The organism is Abyssicoccus albus (genome assembly GCF_003815035.1).
GTDB classification, from domain to species: Bacteria; Bacillota; Bacilli; order Staphylococcales; family Abyssicoccaceae; genus Abyssicoccus; species Abyssicoccus albus.
Genome location: NZ_RKRK01000009.1, coordinates 1 through 19,459, shown reverse-complemented (window position 1 = coordinate 19,459; position 19,459 = coordinate 1). Strand labels below are relative to the sequence as shown.

Sequence of the window (19,459 nt, the reverse complement as noted above, 5' to 3'; positions counted from 1 at the left end):
TATAATATACCTATGTATATGAACATATATTCATGTTTTCATATATATAACTTACATGACGCTAAATTATATGTCAATTAGAAACTATAACATTCAAATGAGTCATCAAGTTTTCTAAGAATCAAAATAAAAATATAAGTTTAGATCATCCGACAAACGTAATTACTATGCTACCTTATGTTCAATATAATATTGGTTCTGTTGGATGGGGAGTATCCACAGGAATTGCCGGTTTATATTTAGCTGGTTCTTATCTATGTTAATATTTTGAGGTGAGAATAATGAGTAGGTTTATAAATAACTTTTACTTTACTCTATCAATGATAACTCTTTTAGCTATGTTTTCCATTATCTTTTGGGAGAATATAAATTTATACATGATAATGTCTATAGCTATAATATTTTCAACATTAATTACTGAAATATTTTTAAATAATAGATATGCTCTTTCAGAAAAAGGTAGGAAAATGGGGTTAACTATAATCCCTATTAATATAATTGTGTTCTTGTTATTTATAGCATTAATATTTTGAAAAAGAATCTATCTATAATTTTAAAATTAGATATATTTTACACTTAGTATATGTAATATAGAAAACAAAGCCCTGTTGGTATCCTATTACCAACAGGGCTTTGTTTAATTTAAATTCAAGATAAGAAAAAATCATGAAAAAAACGACTTTTTTGTCTAAAACTAACTTACTTTTGCTTGCTAGATTTTTAAAAACTGATATTTTTTCATGTTTATTTTTTTCAAAATCTATATATTTTTTATTTTTTTTATAAATTTCTACGCAGGTAGAATTAAAATTTTTGATCGAAAATTTTGCATCACGTCGTTACGACGTATAGATGCGCCCTTACAGAAATTAACTAGCTTTAAATAACAAATTTATGCCGCGAAAATTTATTGATGTTGAGAAAAACCCTTAACTAAACTTGTAAACGAATGTCGGCATAGCGTGAGCTATTAAGCCGACCATTCGACAAGTTTTGAGTTTGTTAAGGGTTCCGAGGCTCAACGTCAATAAAGCAATTGAAATAAAGCAATAATATGATATGGTTAGCTTAGGGATAATCTTAAAAAATTGGGAGTAAAATTAAAGCCAAGGGGTTTTTATTTTGAAACTAAAAAAATCATTTGGAACATTGTTAGCGAGTGCGATTTTATTAACAACGGTAAGTCCTATGGCTAGTGCAAGTGAATCATTAGAAACACAAAAGGCAGTTAGTAACTCGAGTGCAGAAATTGAAAAAGATAATAAAGCTTTAGATGATTTGTTTCGAAATCCTGAATATGTAACTGAACAGACTATTAATAATTTGCCGACTAATCTTAAAGAAGGGTCTTCAGAAAGAATTGGTGGTTCTTTTGCTGTAAAAAAAGGAATTAAGGCAATGATAAAAAACAAAGAAGCTGTTTTTTCAGGAGTTAAAAAGATAAGTCCTCGTGCTGGTAAGTCTTTAGAAAAACGTTGGGATAAATATGTTGAACCGACTTTAAATAACATTTTAAAACAAGAACAAGCAACATGGGGGAATGTAGAAGGTCAAGTTGCTCAAGCGTTAATGGGAACTGGTATAAAAGACTCTTCTGCCCGCAGCATTGCTTACTGGGTATCTCAAGTAGGTCAATTTTTGATATAAGAGGGTGTATTTTGAATGAATAATGAAGAATTAGAGTCTAAATTGTTGTTAATTAAGCAATCTATAGATGTTTTACAAGAAGAATTAGCACCTGATCTAAAAACAAAAGATTTAGTTTTATTACGTTACGGTTATAGCGTTCATGAAATTAAGAAGTTAAATGATTATTTATTTAAATTAACAATGAACGAGGATAAAGTAACCAAAAAAGAGTTTAAAGAAGTTTTATGTGATATAAGAGAAGTTCCTGAAATTCCAAATAAGCAAGTTGATGATGTTTTGGAAGGTTATAGAAACAGTGAACTTCATGTTGATGTAATAGATTATATTTTGAATAATGATTAATAAAAAGCCCTCTTTTAGGAGGGCTTTTTAAACGAGTGAAACGAGTTTCTTCTTGTTTTGATAAAAATCAAAATCTATTTTGCTCTCAGACTTAAAATTTGCCCCTTATTAGCTCATCTTTAAATTTAAATGATATTTTTACCTTAAAATAAATTTTATTTTTAATCGCACCAGTGTGATTTTTTATTTTTTTCACACTGTGCCCAGTTACATGCAAATAAAATTTTCCAATTTTTTTTGCATGTTTTTCTGGGTAAACGTGCCGTTTAATCACTTTTTAGTTCTCACAGAGGCTGAGAAATAAAAATCAGTTTGTTTTGTCATTTTATTATTATTTTAAAAATAAAATAAGAGTAGTTTAAAACTACTCTTATCTTTACCGACTTCTATTTTTAAAATAAGCAAAAATTGCTAATAACAAAATTAATACCAAAGCAATAATATTAATTATTCCTTGATATTCAGATCCATCATTGAATATTCCATTAAACATAACAATAAATAATATAAAAATAAGTATAGATATAACAATATTTGCATGTCTAGACATAAGATCCCTCCTAAAACTTGTATTTAAATATAAGCTATAAAAGTCATGCTATTTTAGTACGACTTTTTTAAAAAATAATTCTGTTTTTCAAAATTCCAAATCGCCATAATTGAATTCGCTTTTTCTTCTTCTTCCGAAATTTTATCATCATCAACATTAATTAAATTTCTGTCTTCAGTGTCATCTAAATTCAATTCTTTATGTTTAACTTTTAATAAACCACCATAAGAAATCATTCTTTTTTTATAAAGTCCTTCTTCAAGATCTGAAACAATCTCTAAGTTTTTTTCTTGATTACTCGTTAAATAATCAGCTGCTTTAACTGAATACTTTGATGTTTCTTTAATTGCTGCTTGAATATCAGAATCACTTTTTTATTAGGCTTTATAGCTTTAATATTAGCTACTGGTTTATAATCAACTTTTAATGCTTTTTGCCATAAAGATAAATTCCTTTTGAGTTATATAATTATCTTTAGACCTAAAATAATCATTATTAACACAAAATAAAACATGCATATGTTGATTATAAGAACCGTCTTTTTTATTAACTGTAACTTCAGTAGTTCTCATAAAACCTATTAAATTCTTTTCAACTTTCATTATCAATTTTTTGGTTCTGTTGCAAAGTTGAATGTATAGTATAATTTTAACAAAAAGGAGTATGCTATATGAACTATTTCAGATATAAATAATTTAACGAGGACGTCATCACTGTAGCCGTCGGCTACTATCTAAGATACGCACTTAGTTATCGAGATATATCTGAAATACTAAGGGAACGTGGTGTAAATGTTCATCATTAGGTATTTACAGATCAGGCACCTTCAACGAAGGTAGCCATGGCTAAAGTTATTAAAACGTTTAAACTGAATCCCGACGGTCATTGTACATCGAAATATCTGAATAATCTCATTGAGCAAGATCACCGTCATATTAAAGTAAGAAAGACAAGGTATCAAAGTATGAATACGGCAAAGAATACTTTAAAAGGTATTGAATGTATTTACGCTCTATATAAAAAGAACCGCAGGTCTCTTCAGATCTACGGATTTTCGCCATGCCACGAAATTAGCATCATGCTAGCAAGTTAAACGAACACTGACATGACATATTAGTGGTTAGCTATATTTTTTTACTTTGCAACAGAACCAAAAATTAAACCTTGATGACACAGAAGAAGGCGATTTGATTCATACAGATGATGACGAAAAAGCCGATGAAGATGGATTTTCTATTATTGCAATGTGGAATTGGGAACGGAAAAATTATTTTATTAAAGAGTAGTTCAACAAACGGGCCAGTTTGTTGAAGATTAGATGCTATAATTGTTATTAAAAGGATTGAAGGATGCTTAGGAAGACGAGTTATTAATAGCTGAATAAGAACGGTGCTCTCCAAATATTCTTATTTAGAAAAGCAAATCTAAAATTATCTGAAAAGGGAATGAGAATAGTGAATGGACCAATAATAATGACTAGAGAAGAAAGAATGAAGATTGTTCATGAAATTAAGGAACGAATATTGGATAAATATGGGGATGATGTTAAGGCTATTGGTGTTTATGGCTCTCTTGGTCGTCAGACTGATGGGCCCTATTCGGATATTGAGATGATGTGTGTCATGTCAACAGAGGAAGCAGAGTTCAGCCATGAATGGACAACCGGTGAGTGGAAGGTGGAAGTGAATTTTGATAGCGAAGAGATTCTACTAGATTATGCATCTCAGGTGGAATCAGATTGGCCGCTTACACATGGTCAATTTTTCTCTATTTTGCCGATTTATGATTCAGGTGGATACTTAGAGAAAGTGTATCAAACTGCTAAATCGGTAGAAGCCCAAACGTTCCACGATGCGATTTGTGCCCTTATCGTAGAAGAGCTGTTTGAATATGCAGGCAAATGGCGTAATATTCGTGTGCAAGGACCGACAACATTTCTACCATCCTTGACTGTACAGGTAGCAATGGCAGGTGCCATGTTGATTGGTCTGCATCATCGCATCTGTTATACGACGAGCGCTTCGGTCTTAACTGAAGCAGTTAAGCAATCAGATCTTCCTTCAGGTTATGACCATCTGTGCCAGTTCGTAATGTCTGGTCAACTTTCCGACTCTGAGAAACTTCTGGAATCGCTAGAGAATTTCTGGAATGGGATTCAGGAGTGGACAGAACGACACGGATATATAGTGGATGTGTCAAAACGCATACCATTTTGAACGATGACCTCTAATAATTGTTAATCATGTTGGTTACGTATTTATTAACTTCTCCTAGTATTAGTAATTATCATGGCTGTCATGGCGCATTAACGGAATAAAGGGTGTGCTTAAATCGGGCCATTTTGCGTAATAAGAAAAAGGATTAATTATGAGCGAATTGAATTAATAATAAGGTAATAGATTTACATTAGAAAATGAAAGGGGATTTTATGCGTGAGAATGTTACAGTCTATCCCGGCATTGCCAGTCGGGGATATTAAAAAGAGTATAGGTTTTTATTGCGATAAACTAGGTTTCACTTTGGTTCACCATGAAGATGGATTCGCAGTTCTAATGTGTAATGAGGTTCGGATTCATCTATGGGAGGCAAGTGATGAAGGCTGGCGCTCTCGTAGTAATGATTCACCGGTTTGTACAGGTGCGGAGTCGTTTATTGCTGGTACTGCTAGTTGCCGCATTGAAGTAGAGGGAATTGATGAATTATATCAACATATTAAGCCTTTGGGCATTTTGCACCCCAATACATCATTAAAAGATCAGTGGTGGGATGAACGAGACTTTGCAGTAATTGATCCCGACAACAATTTGATTAGCTTTTTTCAACAAATAAAAAGCTAAAATCTATTATTAATCTGTTCAGCAATCGCGCCCTTTAATGGAACAAAAAGATTTGAATTCCTGTTATAAAAAAAGGATCAATTTTGAACTCTCTCCCAAAGTTGATCCCTTAACGATTTAGAAATCCCTTTGAGAATGTTTATATACATTCAAGGTAACCAGCCAACTAATGACAATGATTCCTGAAAAAAGTAATAACAAATTACTATACAGATAAGTTGACTGATCAACTTCCATAGGTAACAACCTTTGATCAAGTAAGGGTATGGATAATAAACCACCTACAATTGCAATACCTGTTCCCTCTGATAAAAAGCTGGTAAAGTTAAGCAAACTCATTCCAGCACCAGCTTCCTGCTGTTTCAAGCTACTTGAAACAATTGTTGATATAACTGTTTTGGTGAACGAAAGCCCACCTAAAACAAATACGATTATAATTGTCATGAACCATGATGTTGTTTCTAAAAGAAAGGAAGCAGTTAAAAAGCTAACAGAAAGAAATGTAACTCCGATGTTTAACACGTATAAAGGACCTCTTCTATCAACAAGTATCCCACCAATGTAGCCGAAAATAATGACACTCATTGTTCCAGGGAAAATAATTACACTTCCGATTTCGGCAGTACTTAGCTGGTGAACATCTTTCATCATATAAGGAACCATAGAGACAAACCCTGCTACTGTTCCAAATATAATTCCCCCACAAAGAACTCCAATCATAAAAGGTATATTTTTCCCTAATCCGGGATCAACAAAAGGATCTGTTACTTTCCTGATATGTTTTACAAATATCAGGAATGACAGCACGCTAACGATAAGAAAAGAAATGCTATATGATGTTGTAAACAACATAAAAAATACAATGCCTACAGACATTAGTATAATTCCTTTGATATCAAAATGACCTTTTATCCTTACTTCTTTCTTTAATAATTTCATAAGAAACGGAACAGTGATAATTGTTATCATAGGAATGAGTAGAAGATAGGACCAATGAATATAATGGGCTATCATTCCACCAATCGCTGGACCGACTCCTTCTCCCATGGCTACTATCGATCCAATAAGACCAAATGCTTTACCCCTATTTTCCTTTGGAATATAGCGCGCAACTACAACCATTACGAGTGCTGGAAATGCAGCTGCACCAGCCCCTTGAATAAAACGAGCCATAATAAGTAAGGAAAAGAAAGAATGGCCAACAAACCCAATTACCGACCCGAAACAATTTATTATAATTCCAAATAGGAGTAACCTTTTGATGCCTAATTGATCAGATAGCTTTCCATATACAGCTGTTCCAATGGAAAAGGTTAACATAAAGGCTGTGTTCACCCAGTTTGTACTCGCAGGTGGTTTATTAAAATCATTTGCAATATCAGGTAATGAGACGTTCAAAACCATTTCATTTAATACGCTAAAAAAAGATAAAATGCAAAGCCAAATTAAAATTTGGTTGTGTCGTAAATTCGATTGTGAATAGGATGTATTCACATTTCACCCTCCAATAATGAGGGCAGACGTAGTTTATAGGGTTAATGATACGCTTCCCTCTTTTAATTGAACCCTGTTACATTCATTACACTTCATAATTAATTCCTCCTAAACTTGATTAAAACATTTTACCACATATAAACTAAGTTTTAAATTCAGTATTTCATCACTTATACAACAATATGGCCCGTTTGTTGAACTACTCTTTAATAAAATAATTTTTCCGTTCCCAATTCCACATTGCAATAATAGAAAATCCATCTTCATCGGCTTTTTCGTCATCATCTGTATGAATCAAATCGCCTTCTTCTGTGTCATCAAGGTTTAATTTTTTATGTATTTCTTTTAACAAACCACCATAGGAGATTAACCTTTTACGGTGTAAACCTTCCTCCAAATCAGACAAACGTTTCAAATTCTTTTCTTCATCATCGGTCATAAAATCCGTATCCTTTACAGGATATTTTGCAGTTTCGTCAATTGCCGATTGTATATCCGATTTATATTTATTTTTCGGTCGAATCATTTGAACTTTTACATTTGGATCATAGTCTAATTTCATTGCCTTTTTCCAAAATTGAATCCATTGTTTTTGATTCACGTAGTTTTCTGTATTCTTAAAATAAGTTGGTTCCACACATACCAATACATGCATGTGCTGATTATAAGAATTATCTGGTTCTGTTGCAAAGTTGAGTTTATAGTATAATTTTAACAAAAAGGAGTCTTCTGTATGAACTATTTCAGATATAAACAATTTAACAAGGACGTCATCACTGTAGCCGTTGGCTACTATCTAAGATATGCATTGAGTTATCGTGATATATCTGAAATATTAAGGGAACGTGGTGTCAACGTTCATCATTCAACGGTCTACCGTTGGGTTCAAGAATATGCTCCGATTTTGTATCAAATTTGGAAGAAAAAGCATAAAAAAGCCTATTACAAATGGCGTATTGATGAGACGTACATCAAAATAAAAGGAAAATGGAGCTATTTATATCGTGCCATTGATGCAGAGGGACATACATTAGATATTTGGTTGCGTAAGCAACGAGATAATCATGCAGCATATGCGTTTATCAAACGTCTCATTAAACAATTTGGTAAACCTCAAAAAGTGATTACAGATCAGGCACCTTCAACGAAGGTAGCCATGGCTAAAGTTATTAAAACGTTTAAACTGAATCCCGACTGTCATTGTACATCGAAATATCTGAATAATCTCATTGAGCAAGATCACCGTCATATTAAAGTAAGAAAGACAAGATATCAAAGTATGAATACGGCAAAGAATACTTTAAAAGGTATTGAATGTATTTACGCTCTATATAAAAAGAACCGCAGGTCTCTTCAGATCTACGGATTTTCGCCATGCCACGAAATTAGCATCATGCTAGCAAGTTAAGCGAACACTGACATGACATATTAGTGGTTAGCTATATTTTTTACTTTGCAACAGAACCGGTTTTTTCATGTCAAATTTTCTTTTCAACTCCAAAATATATAAAAACACTGTCATATCAACGACAAACCATGTTTTTAAAAAAGAACGTTATTTCTATATAGTATCAAGACAAGAAGAAACTCGTTTTCAACTCGTTTCTAAAAATTAAAAAAGAGAGTAAAAATTAGGAGCCACTCTCTTTTTTAAAACCACTCAATAAACCAAAAATAAGAATTAAAGCAGAAATAAATAAACATAAAACAAAAAGACCATTAAATTCAGGTGTATTGAAAAAAGAAAACAATTCTAAGTTACTTAAATTACTAAGAAAACCACTATCATTGGGAGTTAGCTTCAAGTAATCAAAAACAAAAATTAAAAGGGTATTCGGATTATCGTGTGGAAAAACATTATAGCTGGTAGATTTTTGCTAAACTAAGGTCAGGCTAGTTGAAGAGTATCTTTTATTTTCTAAGTAATTGTGGTAGCATAAAAATGAACTAGAAAACTGTAGCTAGGGTTCCGCTATCTAGGTAGGTCAGTGACCGAGGGCTACATCTTTTACAATATGTAAAAGGCACCTATTGACATAAAAGGTCCGAGGGGGAAGGTTCAGCGTAGTTGTTATGCGTTGAAATCTTTCTCTTCGGCTCTTTTTTTATTATTTAGGAGGTATTTATCGTATGAAAAGGATCGATGATTTGAAAGCTGGTGTTGCAGTTATTATTTTGAATGAGGAGAACCAAGTTTTGTTGCAAAAAAGGTCCGATGTAGGACTTTGGGGTATTCCTTCAGGACATATAGAAATAGGGGAAACAGTTTCTGAAGCAGCTATTAGAGAAATAAAAGAGGAAACCAATTTAGATATTAGAATTAAAAAGCTTATAGGTGTGTACTCTGAGCCTGATTCTCAGGTTTTTACTTATCCAAATGGAAGAGTAGTGCATTTTATAACAACTTGTTTTCTTGCTGAAATTACTGGGGGTGAACTACGATGTAATTCTTCTGAGTCACAAGAAATTCAATTTTTTGAACAACAAAGTTTACCAAGAGACTTATTGAAAATGCATCCTCAATGGTTAAATGACGCCCTTGCCAATGATGACTTAGCTTTTATTCGTTAAAAAGTAAATCCTTGTTAAGTTAACGGGGGGATTAGTAAAAAGAGGGGTTCAGATAAAAATTTCCACACTATTTTCCGATTACCCAATTAAAATAAATGTGCCAATTGTGAAAAGAATAGCTGAAATTAAATATTTTAAAAACTTACTCAATATCCCCCTCCTTTTTTTATCAAATTACCAAAATTAGTTGCTTTATTCCAATTGCTTTATTGACGTTGAGCCTCGGAACCCTTAACAATCCCAAAACTTGTCGAATGGTCGGCTTAATAGCTCACGCTATGCCGACATTCGTCTCCAAGTTTAGTTAAGGGTTCTTCTCAACGCACAATAAATTTTCTCGGCATTGAAAGAAAAAGGCGATTTTTTTCGTCTAAAACTAACGCGCTTTCGCTTGTTAGATTTTTATTTTTGATTAAAAATTAAAACCATTTTTTAATCAAAAAATAAAAATAAATTTTTTAAAACTGCTATTTTTTTCATGATAATTTTTTAAAATTCTACGCAGGTAGAATAAAAAAATTTATCAAAAATTTTTGCATCGCGTCGTTACGACGCATAGATGCGCCCTTACGGGAATTAACTAGATTATAACGATGAAAATAGACCTGAAAAACAATAACTATTGTGATACAGTTTATTAAAAAAGGGAGGTATTAATTTGATATTTATATATATAATATTTTCGGCTATTTTACTTTATTACGCTTTAAAATATGGAATTAGAAATGGTTTTGTTGACCTTGAAACGAATAAAGAAGACTTAGTTTACTATAAAAAAAGCGCTAGTTTACTTGAAGAGATAGGAAATATTTATAGTAGAGTTTCTAAATCTAAATCTAAAGAAGCAAAAGCTATCTATAATGAGGCTTTTGACATATTGGTTTCTGAAAAAAAGCCGAAAATTATATTTAAAGAATTAACTGATAAGAAAGAAGAAATTTTTAAATTAAGTATAGATGATTAACTAGCTTTAAATGACGCATTTATTCTGAGAAAATTTATTTTGCTCTCAGACTTAAAATTTTCCCCTTATTAGCTCATCTTTTAATTTAAATGATATTTTATAACTCAAAATAAAATTTAAGCCTAAAGACACCCTTAAAACTCAAATTTTATTTTTTAATCACACCAGTGTTATTTTTCGTTTTTGAAACACTGCCCAGTTATATGCAATTTTTTAAATTGCATTAAAAAACTGGGTAAACGTGCCGTTTAATCGCTTTTTAGTTCTCGCAGAGGCTAAAAAAACAAAAACAATTTATTTTTGTCATTTTGTTGTCTTTCGGTTTTCTAGTGTAACGGACAAAAACACTCAAAATAAAAAAGATACAAGAGAAATCTCTCGTATCTTTTATGCAGCAATCGCGCCCGTTAATGGAACACCTATTTATCACCATGAAAAAACCTTTGCTAATATAAACATGACAATCCATAAAATCACACCAACCAAAACAAAAACAAGAAATACTTTTAACGCATCAAATACAGAAGCTATTGTAAACCATCCACTTAATAGCAATATAGGATAAACAGTTATTAGCATGATTAAAAAATGAACAACACTTTGCTTAGTTAAACTCCAATGGTCTATATTATAAATTACGGTTGCTGCACCAACAAAAAAAACGATTAAACTTGCAAAAAATGTGCTTTTAGCATCTGAATATTTTTCTTGATAATTAAGTAGTAAAGCGATTCCACCCATAATAATAAAGGGTATTCCACCTCTTAAAAGAGCATTGATAACCAACACTTTTTTCCACCTCTCTCTTTTTTGCCATCGAAGGTCACTATTAAACAATCTGGCCCGTTTGTTGCATTAATCTTTTATAAAATAGTTTCGTCGTTCCCAATTCCACATTGCAATAATTGAATTAGCTTTTTCTGGTTCTGTTGCAAAGTTGAATTTATAGTATAATTTTAACAAAAAGGAGTCTTCTGTATGAACTATTTCAGATATAAACAATTTAACAAGGATGTTATCACTGTAGCCGTTGGCTACTATCTAAGATATGCATTGAGTTATCGTGATATATCTGAAATATTAAGGGAACGTGGTGTAAACGTTCATCATTCAACGGTCTACCGTTGGGTTCAATAATATGCCCCAATTTTGTATCAAATTTGGAAGAAAAAGCATAAAAAAGCTTATTACAAATGGCGTATTGATGAGACGTACATCAAAATAAAAGGAAAATGGAGCTATTTATATCGTGCCATTGATGCAGAGGGACATACATTAGATATTTGGTTGCGTAAGCAACGAGATAATCATTCAGCATATGCGTTTATCAAACGTCTCATTAAACAATTTGGTAAACCTCAAAAGGTAATTACAGATCAGGCACCTTCAACGAAGGTCGCAATGGCTAAAGTAATTAAAGCTTTTAAACTTAAACCTGACTGTCATTGTACATCGAAATATCTGAATAACCTCATTGAGCAAGATCACCGTCATATTAAAGTAAGAAAGACAAGGTATCAAAGTATCAATACAGCAAAGAATACTTTAAAAGGTATTGAATGTATTTACGCTCTATATAAAAAGAACCGCAGGTCTCTTCAGATCTACGGATTTTCGCCATGCCACGAAATTAGCATCATGTTAGCAAGTTAAGCGAACACTGACATGATAAATTAGTGGTTAGCTATATTTTTTTACTTTGCAACAGAACCCCCAGAAATCTGTTCAAGTCCATCACATTCGACTGTGGCAAGGAATTTTCAAACTGGCAGACAATGAGCAATCACAATGATGTCTCCATTTACTTCGCGGATCCGGGCACGCCGTCCCAACGCGGTCTGAATGAACATTCCAATGGAATGCTTCGAAAGGATGGACTGCCCAAACAATTGGATTTCAATGAAGTGGACCAGCGGTTCGTTGCTTCAGCTGCTGCCAGGCGGAATCATATCCCGAGAAAGTCACTGGGTTACCAAACCCCGTTGGAAGTATTTATGAGTTACATGGATGTAGGCAAATTGTCTAGCTTATTTTGACAAACGAAGATTCCTTTAGCATAGAGATATCTCCTTCACCATGAACGATTGTATCTTAACTTTAACCTCTATTATTGTAATGAAAAATCTCGAACGACTTCTTCACATGCTTCTGGTGCAGTTACTCTATCTACTTCTTCTCCTTTTTTGAAAAGAATTAAAGTTGGAATACTCATTACTTGATACTGCTGGGCAAACTCTAGCTCTTTATCCACATCAACATGATAGAATGCAATCTCTTCCAACTCTTCTGCAACCGATTCAAAAATAGGAGCTAGTTGCTTACAACCCGGGCACCAGTCTGCGGTAAATTTCAATACAACAGGTTTGTCTTCTGCTTTTACCAATGTGTTAAACTCATTGGCTCTCAATTCCTTAACCACTACAAATACCTCCTTTCCATCTCCTTTTGTAAAAGATTTACGTTAAAGGGTTTGTCTCTATAAATGTCTCTACATCCATAGCAGCCATGCAGCCTGTTCCAGCTGCTGTGATAGCCTGCCTGTATCTCTGATCTTGCACATCACCTGCTGCAAACACACCAGGTATATTGGTTTTTGTCGTACCAGGTTCCACTTTTATATAACCATTTGGATAGATATCAATGGCCCCTTTTAGAAAATGAGTATTGGGAATATGGCCGATAGCCAGAAAGACACCATCTGTTTCAATAAGTTGTTCTTCCTGGGTTTCTTTATTCTTAAGGCGAACCCCCGTGACCTGACTATCTTGAGAAAGAATTTCTACTGGAGTACTATTAAAAATCCAAGATATTTTCTCATTATTCATTGCACGATCCTGCATAATCTTGGAGGCTCGCAATTGATCTCTGCGATGAATCACATGGACTTCTTTCGCAAACTTTGTTAAAAATAAAGCTTCTTCCATGGCAGAATCCCCACCGCCAACAACCACCACTTTTTTGTCACGGAAGAAGAAACCATCGCATGTTGCACATGTACTTACACCGCGACCAAAGTTTTCCGCCTCTCCAAGAATCTCCAACATTTTCGCCCGAGCACCCGTAGAAACGATAACAGATTCCGCTTGAATTTCCCCGAGACCATCTACTTCCAACCGAAAGGGACGACTTGAAAAATCTACATTTTTTACTAAGGCTGTTTTAAATTGTGCTCCAAATCGTTTAGCTTGTGCTCGCATAGTCTCTATCAATTCTGGTCCCATCACTGGATCAGAAAAACCCGGATAATTTTCGACCGCTGTTGTTAATGTTAACTGTCCACCTGGTTCTGGACCTTCTAAGATTAATGGTTCCATATTTGCTCTGGCTAAATAAATGGCAGATGTTAAACCGGCAGGACCTGTTCCTAAAATGACTGTTTTATACATAATCCACCTCTTCATTTAAAAATTTATATATTTTAAAAGGACATTCAGTGAAGGATAGATAAACTGTGCCTTCACTGAATGTTAGGCTATCAACCTGAATTTTCCTTTCAATCGTTTCAGCAGACGATTTAATATCAGAAAGAGAAACTTACCATACTAGGATTGCCTTTTACGTTATTTCTTCGATGAATCTTTTGGCTGATCTGTTTTTGCATTCTCAGCCTTTGCTGATTCTTTTGGTGAGCAGCAAGAGCACGTTGGTTTAGCCATTTATATCACCTCCTTAAACTAGGTGTCATATGATAAACCACTCATTATCCAACTTCTAAGAGCCGTTTGATCTCCTCTTTATTCATTTCAAATCCTGTCATACTTTTTCTTGTTTTTCTTAGACCTAAAATGGAGGATTGAGAAAAGACAATTCCGGGAACCACTCTAGCCCCTGTTCGATTTTTCAACTCTTTTTCTTTTTCCGGCTGCTTAGTTAAATCATATTGTTTATGTGGTATCCGATGTTTTTCCAAGAATTTTTTCAAGTCTTGGCAATCAGAACAAGTTGGTCTTGTATAGATTTCCAGTTGATACTTAGCCATTTATCTCTCCCCTTCCATTCGGTCTATATAAAAATGATTTACTCTTTTACTTCTAATACAAATGGATATACGTGAATTTCCCCATCAAATTTAAATTCTGCCCATACTTTATACATGCCTGGTTCGGTGAAATGAGCATTGAATGTGGTGGAGTCCTCTGAAGCCGGATGAACATGAATATATTCTTCTGCTCCTTCATCCACAATTACTACATGACCTAAAGCACCAAGGTGTGTTTCTGGCTGTTCCCCATGCATATCAAAATTCAAAGGTACCTCTTCTCCAGCTATTGCTTCCACTTCTTCTAAGGTCACTGTTTTTCCCTCTACTTCTTTTGTCCATTCATTATCCGCATGTAAATGTGCTTTGGCTGTTTCTTCTGTTCCAACCTGTAATAGGTTTGGAGCAGGTGTATAAGCTTTGTTTTCCGGCACAATATCAACAAATGCTTGATATGTTCCATCTTCTAAGGCTTGATTAACTCGAAATCTTCCTTCCTCTTCTTTTTCAGGATGGAGATGATAATACTCTTCCAAATCGTTAGAGATCAGAATAAAATGCATTTCTTTTTCATGAGAATAATGTTTCGACTTTCGAGATGATTTTTCTACATATTTTTCGGTAGATTACGCCGTAACTTCGTAACCTGTATCTTTAATGGCAGCTTTGATTTCTTCTAATTCAACTATACTCTCATTGAATTTCACATCCACTGCTCCTTCAGAAAGGTGGATTTTTACAGATTCAACTCCAGTGAGTTTACCTACACGTCCTTCAACTTTATTGGCGCAAGATCCACATGTCATTCCTTGTACATTTAATGTTACTTGTTGCATATAAATTCCTCCTTTATTTTTTATTAATTTTAACTGATGAACATTACTTACCTTACCCCCGTAAGGTATATAGTTTTGTTTTAAAAATGCTATCTCTTATTTGATATAGCACCTGGGTAGTATCATTTTACTAACCCTTTTTACACCACCTCCTTAAAGTAAATTCAATTTCATTCTGGGGGTAGGATAATTAAAAATTATACTGAAAAGATTTACTGATTTTTTTTTAATATACTCACTATTTCATTTTTATTATTCTCAAAACCAATAAAATATTTGACTAGCTTTCTTTTGCCGACTAACCCTTTTTTATAAAAAGCAAACATTGGAACGATTCGATTCCCAGATATCTCCTTTAAATCTTCCTCTAAGCTGAGATTTTTGCTTACATCTTTATCAGCATAGTGGATTCTATTAGATTTTAGATACTTCTTCGCATCCTGGCAGTCTGAACATGTGGGCCTAGTATATAATTCAAGTTCAAATTTATCTTCCACTTTAATCTCTCCTTCCTATTAAACAGCAGACGGTTTAAATCGTTTTAAACGCAAAGCATTTGATAATACTGAAACAGAGCTTAAGGCCATTGCAGCTCCAGCAACCATTGGGTTTAACAATGGTCCACCAAAGAGATAGAAAATACCCATGGCAAACGGAATACCCAATATGTTATATCCAAATGCCCAGAATAAGTTTTGTTTGATATTTCGAATAGTAGACTTACTTAATTCGACGGCTGTTGGAACATCCATTAAATCACTTCTCATTAATATAATGTCTGCAGATTCCATGGCAACATCCGTACCTGAACCAATAGCTATTCCTATATCTGCTTGTGCAAGGGCTGGTGCATCATTAATACCATCTCCAACCATAGCCACTTTCTTACCTTCTGCTTGGAGTTTTTTCACTTCATTTGCTTTATCTTCTGGTAATACTTCACTGAACACACGATCAATTCCAACTTGCTTGGCAATAGCCTCAGCTGTACCTTTATTGTCTCCAGTAATCATCGCTACTTCGATTCCCATTTTTTGAAGTTTTTCAATTGCTTTTAGACTATTTTCCTTGACTGTATCAGCAACTGCAATAATACCCGCAATTTGGTTATTAATGGCAATGTACATAGGGGTCTTTCCTTGACCGGCTAGCTCATCTGATGTAATTGCCAGCGTATCTAAAGAAATATTACGTACATCCATTAATTTTCTGTTTCCGGCTAGTATTACTTTGCCATCTACAGTTACTTCAATTCCATGTCCAGGGATAGCATTAAAGTTTTCTGTTTTCATAAAGTCTAGTGCTTTTTCTTCTGCTCCCTTAACAATTGCTTCACCTAACGGATGCTCAGAACCTTTTTCAGCAGATGCTGTTAGTTGTAATAATTCTGTTTCTAAGATTCCGTTTACAGTGATAATATCTGTAACTTTAGGTTTACCTTCGGTAATTGTACCTGTTTTATCAAAAACAATCGTTTGAATTTTGTGCGTTGTTTCAAGTGCTCCACCGCTCTTAATTAATACACCGTTTTCTGCACCCTTACCAGTACCAACCATAATTGCAGTCGGCGTTGCTAGACCAAGCGCACATGGGCATGCAATAATTAAAATGGAAATAACAATTGTTAAAGCAAAGAGTCCTGTTTCTCCTCCGAAATACCAGGCTGAACCCGAAATAATAGCAAGCACGATAACGATCGGCACAAAATATCCGGAAATAATATCAGCCATTTTAGCAATCGGTGCTTTTGAGCCTTGTGCATCTTCTACCAACTTAATAATTTGTGATAAGGCTGTATCCTTACCTACTTTGGTTGCTTTATATCGGATAGTACCATTCTTATTGATACTTGCACCTATAACATTATCGCCTGCATTCTTTTCTACAGGTATACTTTCTCCCGTTAACATGGATTCGTCAATAGATGTTTTTCCTTCTAATACAACACCGTCAACCGGTATTTTTTCACCAGGTTTAACGATTATAGTATCACCTGCCACTACTTCCTCAACTGAGATTTCTACTTCTTCTCCATTTCTCACAACCATTGCTGTTTTTGGAGCCAACCCCATCAGTTTTTCAATTGCTGCCGATGTTTTGCCCATAGAACGAGCTTCAAGATATTTACCTAGTGTAATTAACGTAAGGATTACCGCTGTAGACTCATAATATAGATTTCCTGCATAACTGGTATGACCTAACCAAATCGCTATTGTTGCCCCTAAACTGTAGACGAACGCAGCATTAGTTCCTAAGGCAACTAAAGAATCCATATTTGGATGTCCTCTAAATAGTGTTTTGTATCCTACCGTGAAGAAATTCAAGCCATAAATCATAACTGGTATCGTTAATATAAGTTGTATTAGTGAAAACCATTCAGGGTTCACCATTGGATCAATTATTTCTGGCAATGGTAAGCCTATCATGTGCCCCATCGCGATATAGAACAGGGGAATAGTGAAAATTGCTGAACCCAAAAATCGTGTCCATATGGATTTAATTTTCTGTTGTTTTTTATCTTTTTCCTCATTGACTGAATCTGGCGTTTCCAAATCTTCATGTGCTTCATACCCTGCATTTGAAACTGCTTGAGTAATATCTGACACAGAAACAACTGTCGGATCATACTGGATTGTCAGTTTTTCTGTAGCTAAATTTACATTAGATTCAATGACACCATCCATTTTTCTTGTTGCTTTTTCAACAGTTTGAACACATGATGCACAAGTCATACCAGTTATAGCGAATGATTTCTGCTCCACGTCTGTTAACGCCTTATACCCAGCCTTATTTACGGCATTTTGAATATCTTGTGCGGATACTGCATTCTCGTCAAAACTGATATTTAATTTTTCAGTAGCTAAATTTACATTAGATTCTTGTACACCGGGCAATTTCTTGGTCGCTTTTTCAACTGTCTGTACACAAGATGCACAAGTCATACCTTCTATATTAAATGTTTTTGTTGCCATTCATTTTCATCTCCTTTTTTAATTATCTGGTTCAGTTTCATATTTTAAAGGGTGTTTTATTCATGTTTCTCACTCTTTCTTCATATTTTGATTTTCTACGATATTTTAGTGTTTTGGTGAACAGTTATCATCCTTACAATTACACTGTCCAGGAACACATGTGCAAGGGACTTCTTCAACCGCATCTTTCTTCTTCATTTCAAGTACTTTTTCCAGTCTGTCTATATCCTGAAAACTCAGCGTTGATTTTGAAATTAAATCCACTATTGTTTTACCAACGTCTTTATTACAAATATTATCGAAAGTTTCATTTAGAGTACTTTTGATAAATTCATTTTCAGTTATATTAGTGGAATAAACATACTTATTTCCTTCTGTTTCTGTATGAAGCATTCCTTTTTTTACAAGTCTCCCAATAAAAGTTTTGGTAGTCGCAGGTTTCCAATTCTTCTTTTGCTCCAAAACTTTTCTAATTTCTTTACTCGTAACGTTATCTTGTGCCCATACGACACGCATAACTTCCCATTCGGAATCTGTAATTTTAGAATCTACTTCTGTGTTCATAATCTCACCTCTCATTAATTTACATGCGTAATCGAATTATATAGCATTAGTTTACCGCTGTAATCGATTTTGTCAAGTCTCTTTTTCTCTTTCACTATTGTTATAACTATCCTTTACAATTTATTATCGGTTCTGTTCACTGACATCAATCATAATGAAGGTGGTAACCGGATTCGAACCGGCGATCAAAGTTTTGCAGACCTTTGCCTTCCCACTTGGCTATACCACCATATAAATTATAGTAATGCATTTATGGTCTCGCACATTATCGACTACAGTTGTAATCTACCGGCATATATAGATTACAACTGTAGTCTATTTTTGTCAAGTAATTTTTATTATTATAATCATCATTTATTATCGATTTTATAATATCGGTATTAATAAAAGTAAATGGGGTAAATGGATTGTATCGATTAAAGCCTTTCAGCCCATTGCCTTCCCACTTAGTTATAGCACCGTATAAATATTTCGCAATAGCCGAAGAAAAAATAAAATAAGAGTGGTTATCCTGATATCAAGACAACCACCCATAATTAATTCCATGAAACAAAAACTAAAAAACACAAATACATGACATCTATTTTTATTGTTGATTCAATTACAATTCATTTTAGTGATGGTGGTGTCCAGATGACTTAGCTTGCACCTTACACAAGATAGAATTATCGTGCAAATGATCAGGCGTTTCTAATTGAAC

Annotated in this window: 21 protein-coding genes, 1 tRNA gene and 4 pseudogenes; 11 read left to right on the top strand and 15 right to left on the bottom strand. The window is 33.9% G+C overall.

All coding sequences use genetic code 11. The features are described from left to right. Window positions 1-1,122: 1,122 nt before the first annotated feature. On the top strand, window positions 1,123-1,647 hold the full coding sequence (locus EDD62_RS09280) for a hypothetical protein (protein WP_170152821.1): 525 nt from the start codon (window positions 1,123-1,125) through the stop codon (window positions 1,645-1,647). A gap of 15 nt (window positions 1,648-1,662) precedes the next feature. Next, a complete protein-coding gene (locus EDD62_RS09100; RefSeq protein WP_002495128.1) occupies window positions 1,663-1,992 on the top strand; it encodes a hypothetical protein in 330 nt (109 codons plus the stop codon). Window positions 1,993-2,368: 376 nt separating this feature from the next. On the opposite strand, the gene EDD62_RS09275 is transcribed toward EDD62_RS09100, so the two are convergent. Next, window positions 2,369-2,542, bottom strand: coding sequence for a hypothetical protein (locus tag EDD62_RS09275; RefSeq protein ID WP_170152820.1), 174 nt, complete (start codon window positions 2,540-2,542; stop codon window positions 2,369-2,371). A 53-nt stretch (window positions 2,543-2,595) separates the two neighbouring features. Further along, window positions 2,596-3,144: pseudogene (locus EDD62_RS09300) on the bottom strand (protein rep). Window positions 3,145-3,251: 107 nt separating this feature from the next. Between EDD62_RS09300 and EDD62_RS09090 the strand changes: the two are divergent. The 4 genes and pseudogenes from EDD62_RS09090 (at window position 3,252) to bleO (ending at window position 5,379) form a co-directional block, all read left to right on the top strand. After that, window positions 3,252-3,635 (top strand): annotated as a pseudogene (locus EDD62_RS09090) (DDE-type integrase/transposase/recombinase). 46 nt (window positions 3,636-3,681) lie between these two features. Beyond that, window positions 3,682-3,828: a hypothetical protein gene (locus EDD62_RS09085; protein ID WP_001817822.1), complete on the top strand. Its 147-nt coding sequence runs from the start codon at window positions 3,682-3,684 to the stop codon at window positions 3,826-3,828. Window positions 3,829-3,996: 168 nt separating this feature from the next. Next, the gene (aadD1, locus tag EDD62_RS09080) at window positions 3,997-4,758 is read left to right on the top strand and encodes an aminoglycoside O-nucleotidyltransferase ANT(4')-Ia (protein ID WP_001014230.1); all 762 of its coding nucleotides are present in this window, start codon (window positions 3,997-3,999) and stop codon (window positions 4,756-4,758) included. 216 nt (window positions 4,759-4,974) lie between these two features. Next, window positions 4,975-5,379 carry a bleomycin binding protein gene (gene bleO / locus EDD62_RS09075; protein WP_001242578.1) on the top strand — a complete coding sequence of 135 codons (405 nt, stop codon included), beginning with the start codon at window positions 4,975-4,977 and terminating at the stop codon, window positions 5,377-5,379. Between the two features lie 117 nt (window positions 5,380-5,496). On the opposite strand, the gene tet(L) is transcribed toward bleO, so the two are convergent. The 3 genes from tet(L) to EDD62_RS09060 form a co-directional block, all read right to left on the bottom strand. After that, the gene (gene tet(L), locus EDD62_RS09070) at window positions 5,497-6,873 is read right to left on the bottom strand and encodes a tetracycline efflux MFS transporter Tet(L) (RefSeq protein WP_001574277.1); all 1,377 of its coding nucleotides are present in this window, start codon (window positions 6,871-6,873) and stop codon (window positions 5,497-5,499) included. 33 nt (window positions 6,874-6,906) lie between these two features. Next, window positions 6,907-6,969, bottom strand: a complete 63-nt coding sequence (locus EDD62_RS09450) for a tetracycline resistance efflux system leader peptide (RefSeq protein ID WP_012779615.1) — start codon at window positions 6,967-6,969, stop codon at window positions 6,907-6,909. A gap of 103 nt (window positions 6,970-7,072) precedes the next feature. Further along, window positions 7,073-7,591: a protein rep gene (locus EDD62_RS09060; protein ID WP_282957931.1), complete on the bottom strand. Its 519-nt coding sequence runs from the start codon at window positions 7,589-7,591 to the stop codon at window positions 7,073-7,075. 15 nt (window positions 7,592-7,606) lie between these two features. Between EDD62_RS09060 and EDD62_RS09055 the strand changes: the two genes are divergently transcribed. The 3 genes from EDD62_RS09055 to EDD62_RS09040 all read left to right on the top strand — a co-directional run bounded on the left by EDD62_RS09055 (window position 7,607) and on the right by EDD62_RS09040 (window position 10,408). Continuing rightward, the gene (locus EDD62_RS09055) at window positions 7,607-8,281 is read left to right on the top strand and encodes an IS6 family transposase (RefSeq protein ID WP_118003383.1); all 675 of its coding nucleotides are present in this window, start codon (window positions 7,607-7,609) and stop codon (window positions 8,279-8,281) included. Between the two features lie 722 nt (window positions 8,282-9,003). Continuing rightward, window positions 9,004-9,444 (top strand): NUDIX domain-containing protein, encoded by a 441-nt coding sequence (locus EDD62_RS09045; RefSeq protein ID WP_002476233.1) that lies wholly within the window; start codon window positions 9,004-9,006, stop codon window positions 9,442-9,444. A 658-nt stretch (window positions 9,445-10,102) separates the two neighbouring features. Then, on the top strand, window positions 10,103-10,408 hold the full coding sequence (locus EDD62_RS09040) for a hypothetical protein (RefSeq protein ID WP_123808822.1): 306 nt from the start codon (window positions 10,103-10,105) through the stop codon (window positions 10,406-10,408). A 426-nt stretch (window positions 10,409-10,834) separates the two neighbouring features. Here the strand turns inward: EDD62_RS09040 and EDD62_RS09035 are convergent, their stop codons facing one another. Continuing rightward, window positions 10,835-11,194: a DUF3021 family protein gene (locus EDD62_RS09035; RefSeq protein WP_414731079.1), complete on the bottom strand. Its 360-nt coding sequence runs from the start codon at window positions 11,192-11,194 to the stop codon at window positions 10,835-10,837. Window positions 11,195-11,386: 192 nt separating this feature from the next. On the opposite strand from EDD62_RS09035, the pseudogene EDD62_RS09030 reads away from it, so the two are divergent. Then, window positions 11,387-12,061: pseudogene (locus tag EDD62_RS09030) on the top strand (IS6-like element IS257 family transposase). Between the two features lie 53 nt (window positions 12,062-12,114). Continuing rightward, a pseudogene (locus EDD62_RS09025) lies at window positions 12,115-12,444 on the top strand (IS30 family transposase); the annotation flags it as partial. A gap of 71 nt (window positions 12,445-12,515) precedes the next feature. Here the strand turns inward: EDD62_RS09025 and EDD62_RS09020 are convergent. From EDD62_RS09020 to EDD62_RS08980, 9 genes are all read right to left on the bottom strand, one after another. Further along, window positions 12,516-12,827, bottom strand: a complete 312-nt coding sequence (locus EDD62_RS09020) for a thioredoxin family protein (RefSeq protein ID WP_123808818.1) — start codon at window positions 12,825-12,827, stop codon at window positions 12,516-12,518. A 37-nt stretch (window positions 12,828-12,864) separates the two neighbouring features. Beyond that, the gene (gene trxB / locus EDD62_RS09015) at window positions 12,865-13,794 is read right to left on the bottom strand and encodes a thioredoxin-disulfide reductase (protein ID WP_123808816.1); all 930 of its coding nucleotides are present in this window, start codon (window positions 13,792-13,794) and stop codon (window positions 12,865-12,867) included. A gap of 314 nt (window positions 13,795-14,108) precedes the next feature. After that, window positions 14,109-14,387 carry a glutaredoxin family protein gene (locus tag EDD62_RS09010; RefSeq protein ID WP_107523608.1) on the bottom strand — a complete coding sequence of 93 codons (279 nt, stop codon included), beginning with the start codon at window positions 14,385-14,387 and terminating at the stop codon, window positions 14,109-14,111. Between the two features lie 38 nt (window positions 14,388-14,425). After that, a complete protein-coding gene (locus EDD62_RS09005) occupies window positions 14,426-14,950 on the bottom strand; it encodes a hypothetical protein (RefSeq protein WP_123808814.1) in 525 nt (174 codons plus the stop codon). 63 nt (window positions 14,951-15,013) lie between these two features. Next, window positions 15,014-15,223, bottom strand: coding sequence for a copper ion binding protein (locus EDD62_RS09000; protein ID WP_123808813.1), 210 nt, complete (start codon window positions 15,221-15,223; stop codon window positions 15,014-15,016). 212 nt (window positions 15,224-15,435) lie between these two features. Then, window positions 15,436-15,720 carry a glutaredoxin family protein gene (locus EDD62_RS08995; RefSeq protein ID WP_018615963.1) on the bottom strand — a complete coding sequence of 95 codons (285 nt, stop codon included), beginning with the start codon at window positions 15,718-15,720 and terminating at the stop codon, window positions 15,436-15,438. Between the two features lie 18 nt (window positions 15,721-15,738). Beyond that, a complete protein-coding gene (locus EDD62_RS08990) occupies window positions 15,739-18,195 on the bottom strand; it encodes a heavy metal translocating P-type ATPase (RefSeq protein ID WP_123808811.1) in 2,457 nt (818 codons plus the stop codon). 105 nt (window positions 18,196-18,300) lie between these two features. After that, entirely contained in the window at window positions 18,301-18,759 is a 459-nt protein-coding gene (locus EDD62_RS08985) for a CopY/TcrY family copper transport repressor (protein WP_123808809.1), read from the bottom strand. Window positions 18,760-18,917: 158 nt separating this feature from the next. Next, window positions 18,918-18,988, bottom strand: a tRNA-Cys gene (locus EDD62_RS08980). Window positions 18,989-19,459 lie beyond the last annotated feature (471 nt).

Coding starts and splice junctions, on each gene's coding strand:
- EDD62_RS09100 (WP_002495128.1), top strand. CDS start 1,663: ATGAATAATGAAGAATTAGAGTCTAAATTGTTGTTAATTAAGCAATCT.
- EDD62_RS09275 (WP_170152820.1), bottom strand. CDS start 2,542: ATGTCTAGACATGCAAATATTGTTATATCTATACTTATTTTTATATTA.
- EDD62_RS09055 (WP_118003383.1), top strand. CDS start 7,607: ATGAACTATTTCAGATATAAACAATTTAACAAGGACGTCATCACTGTA.
- EDD62_RS09045 (WP_002476233.1), top strand. CDS start 9,004: ATGAAAAGGATCGATGATTTGAAAGCTGGTGTTGCAGTTATTATTTTG.
- trxB (WP_123808816.1), bottom strand. CDS start 13,794: ATGTATAAAACAGTCATTTTAGGAACAGGTCCTGCCGGTTTAACATCT.
- EDD62_RS09010 (WP_107523608.1), bottom strand. CDS start 14,387: ATGGCTAAGTATCAACTGGAAATCTATACAAGACCAACTTGTTCTGAT.
- EDD62_RS09005 (WP_123808814.1), bottom strand. CDS start 14,950: ATGCATTTTATTCTGATCTCTAACGATTTGGAAGAGTATTATCATCTC.
- EDD62_RS09000 (WP_123808813.1), bottom strand. CDS start 15,223: ATGCAACAAGTAACATTAAATGTACAAGGAATGACATGTGGATCTTGC.
- EDD62_RS08990 (WP_123808811.1), bottom strand. CDS start 18,195: ATGGCAACAAAAACATTTAATATAGAAGGTATGACTTGTGCATCTTGT.
- EDD62_RS08985 (WP_123808809.1), bottom strand. CDS start 18,759: ATGAACACAGAAGTAGATTCTAAAATTACAGATTCCGAATGGGAAGTT.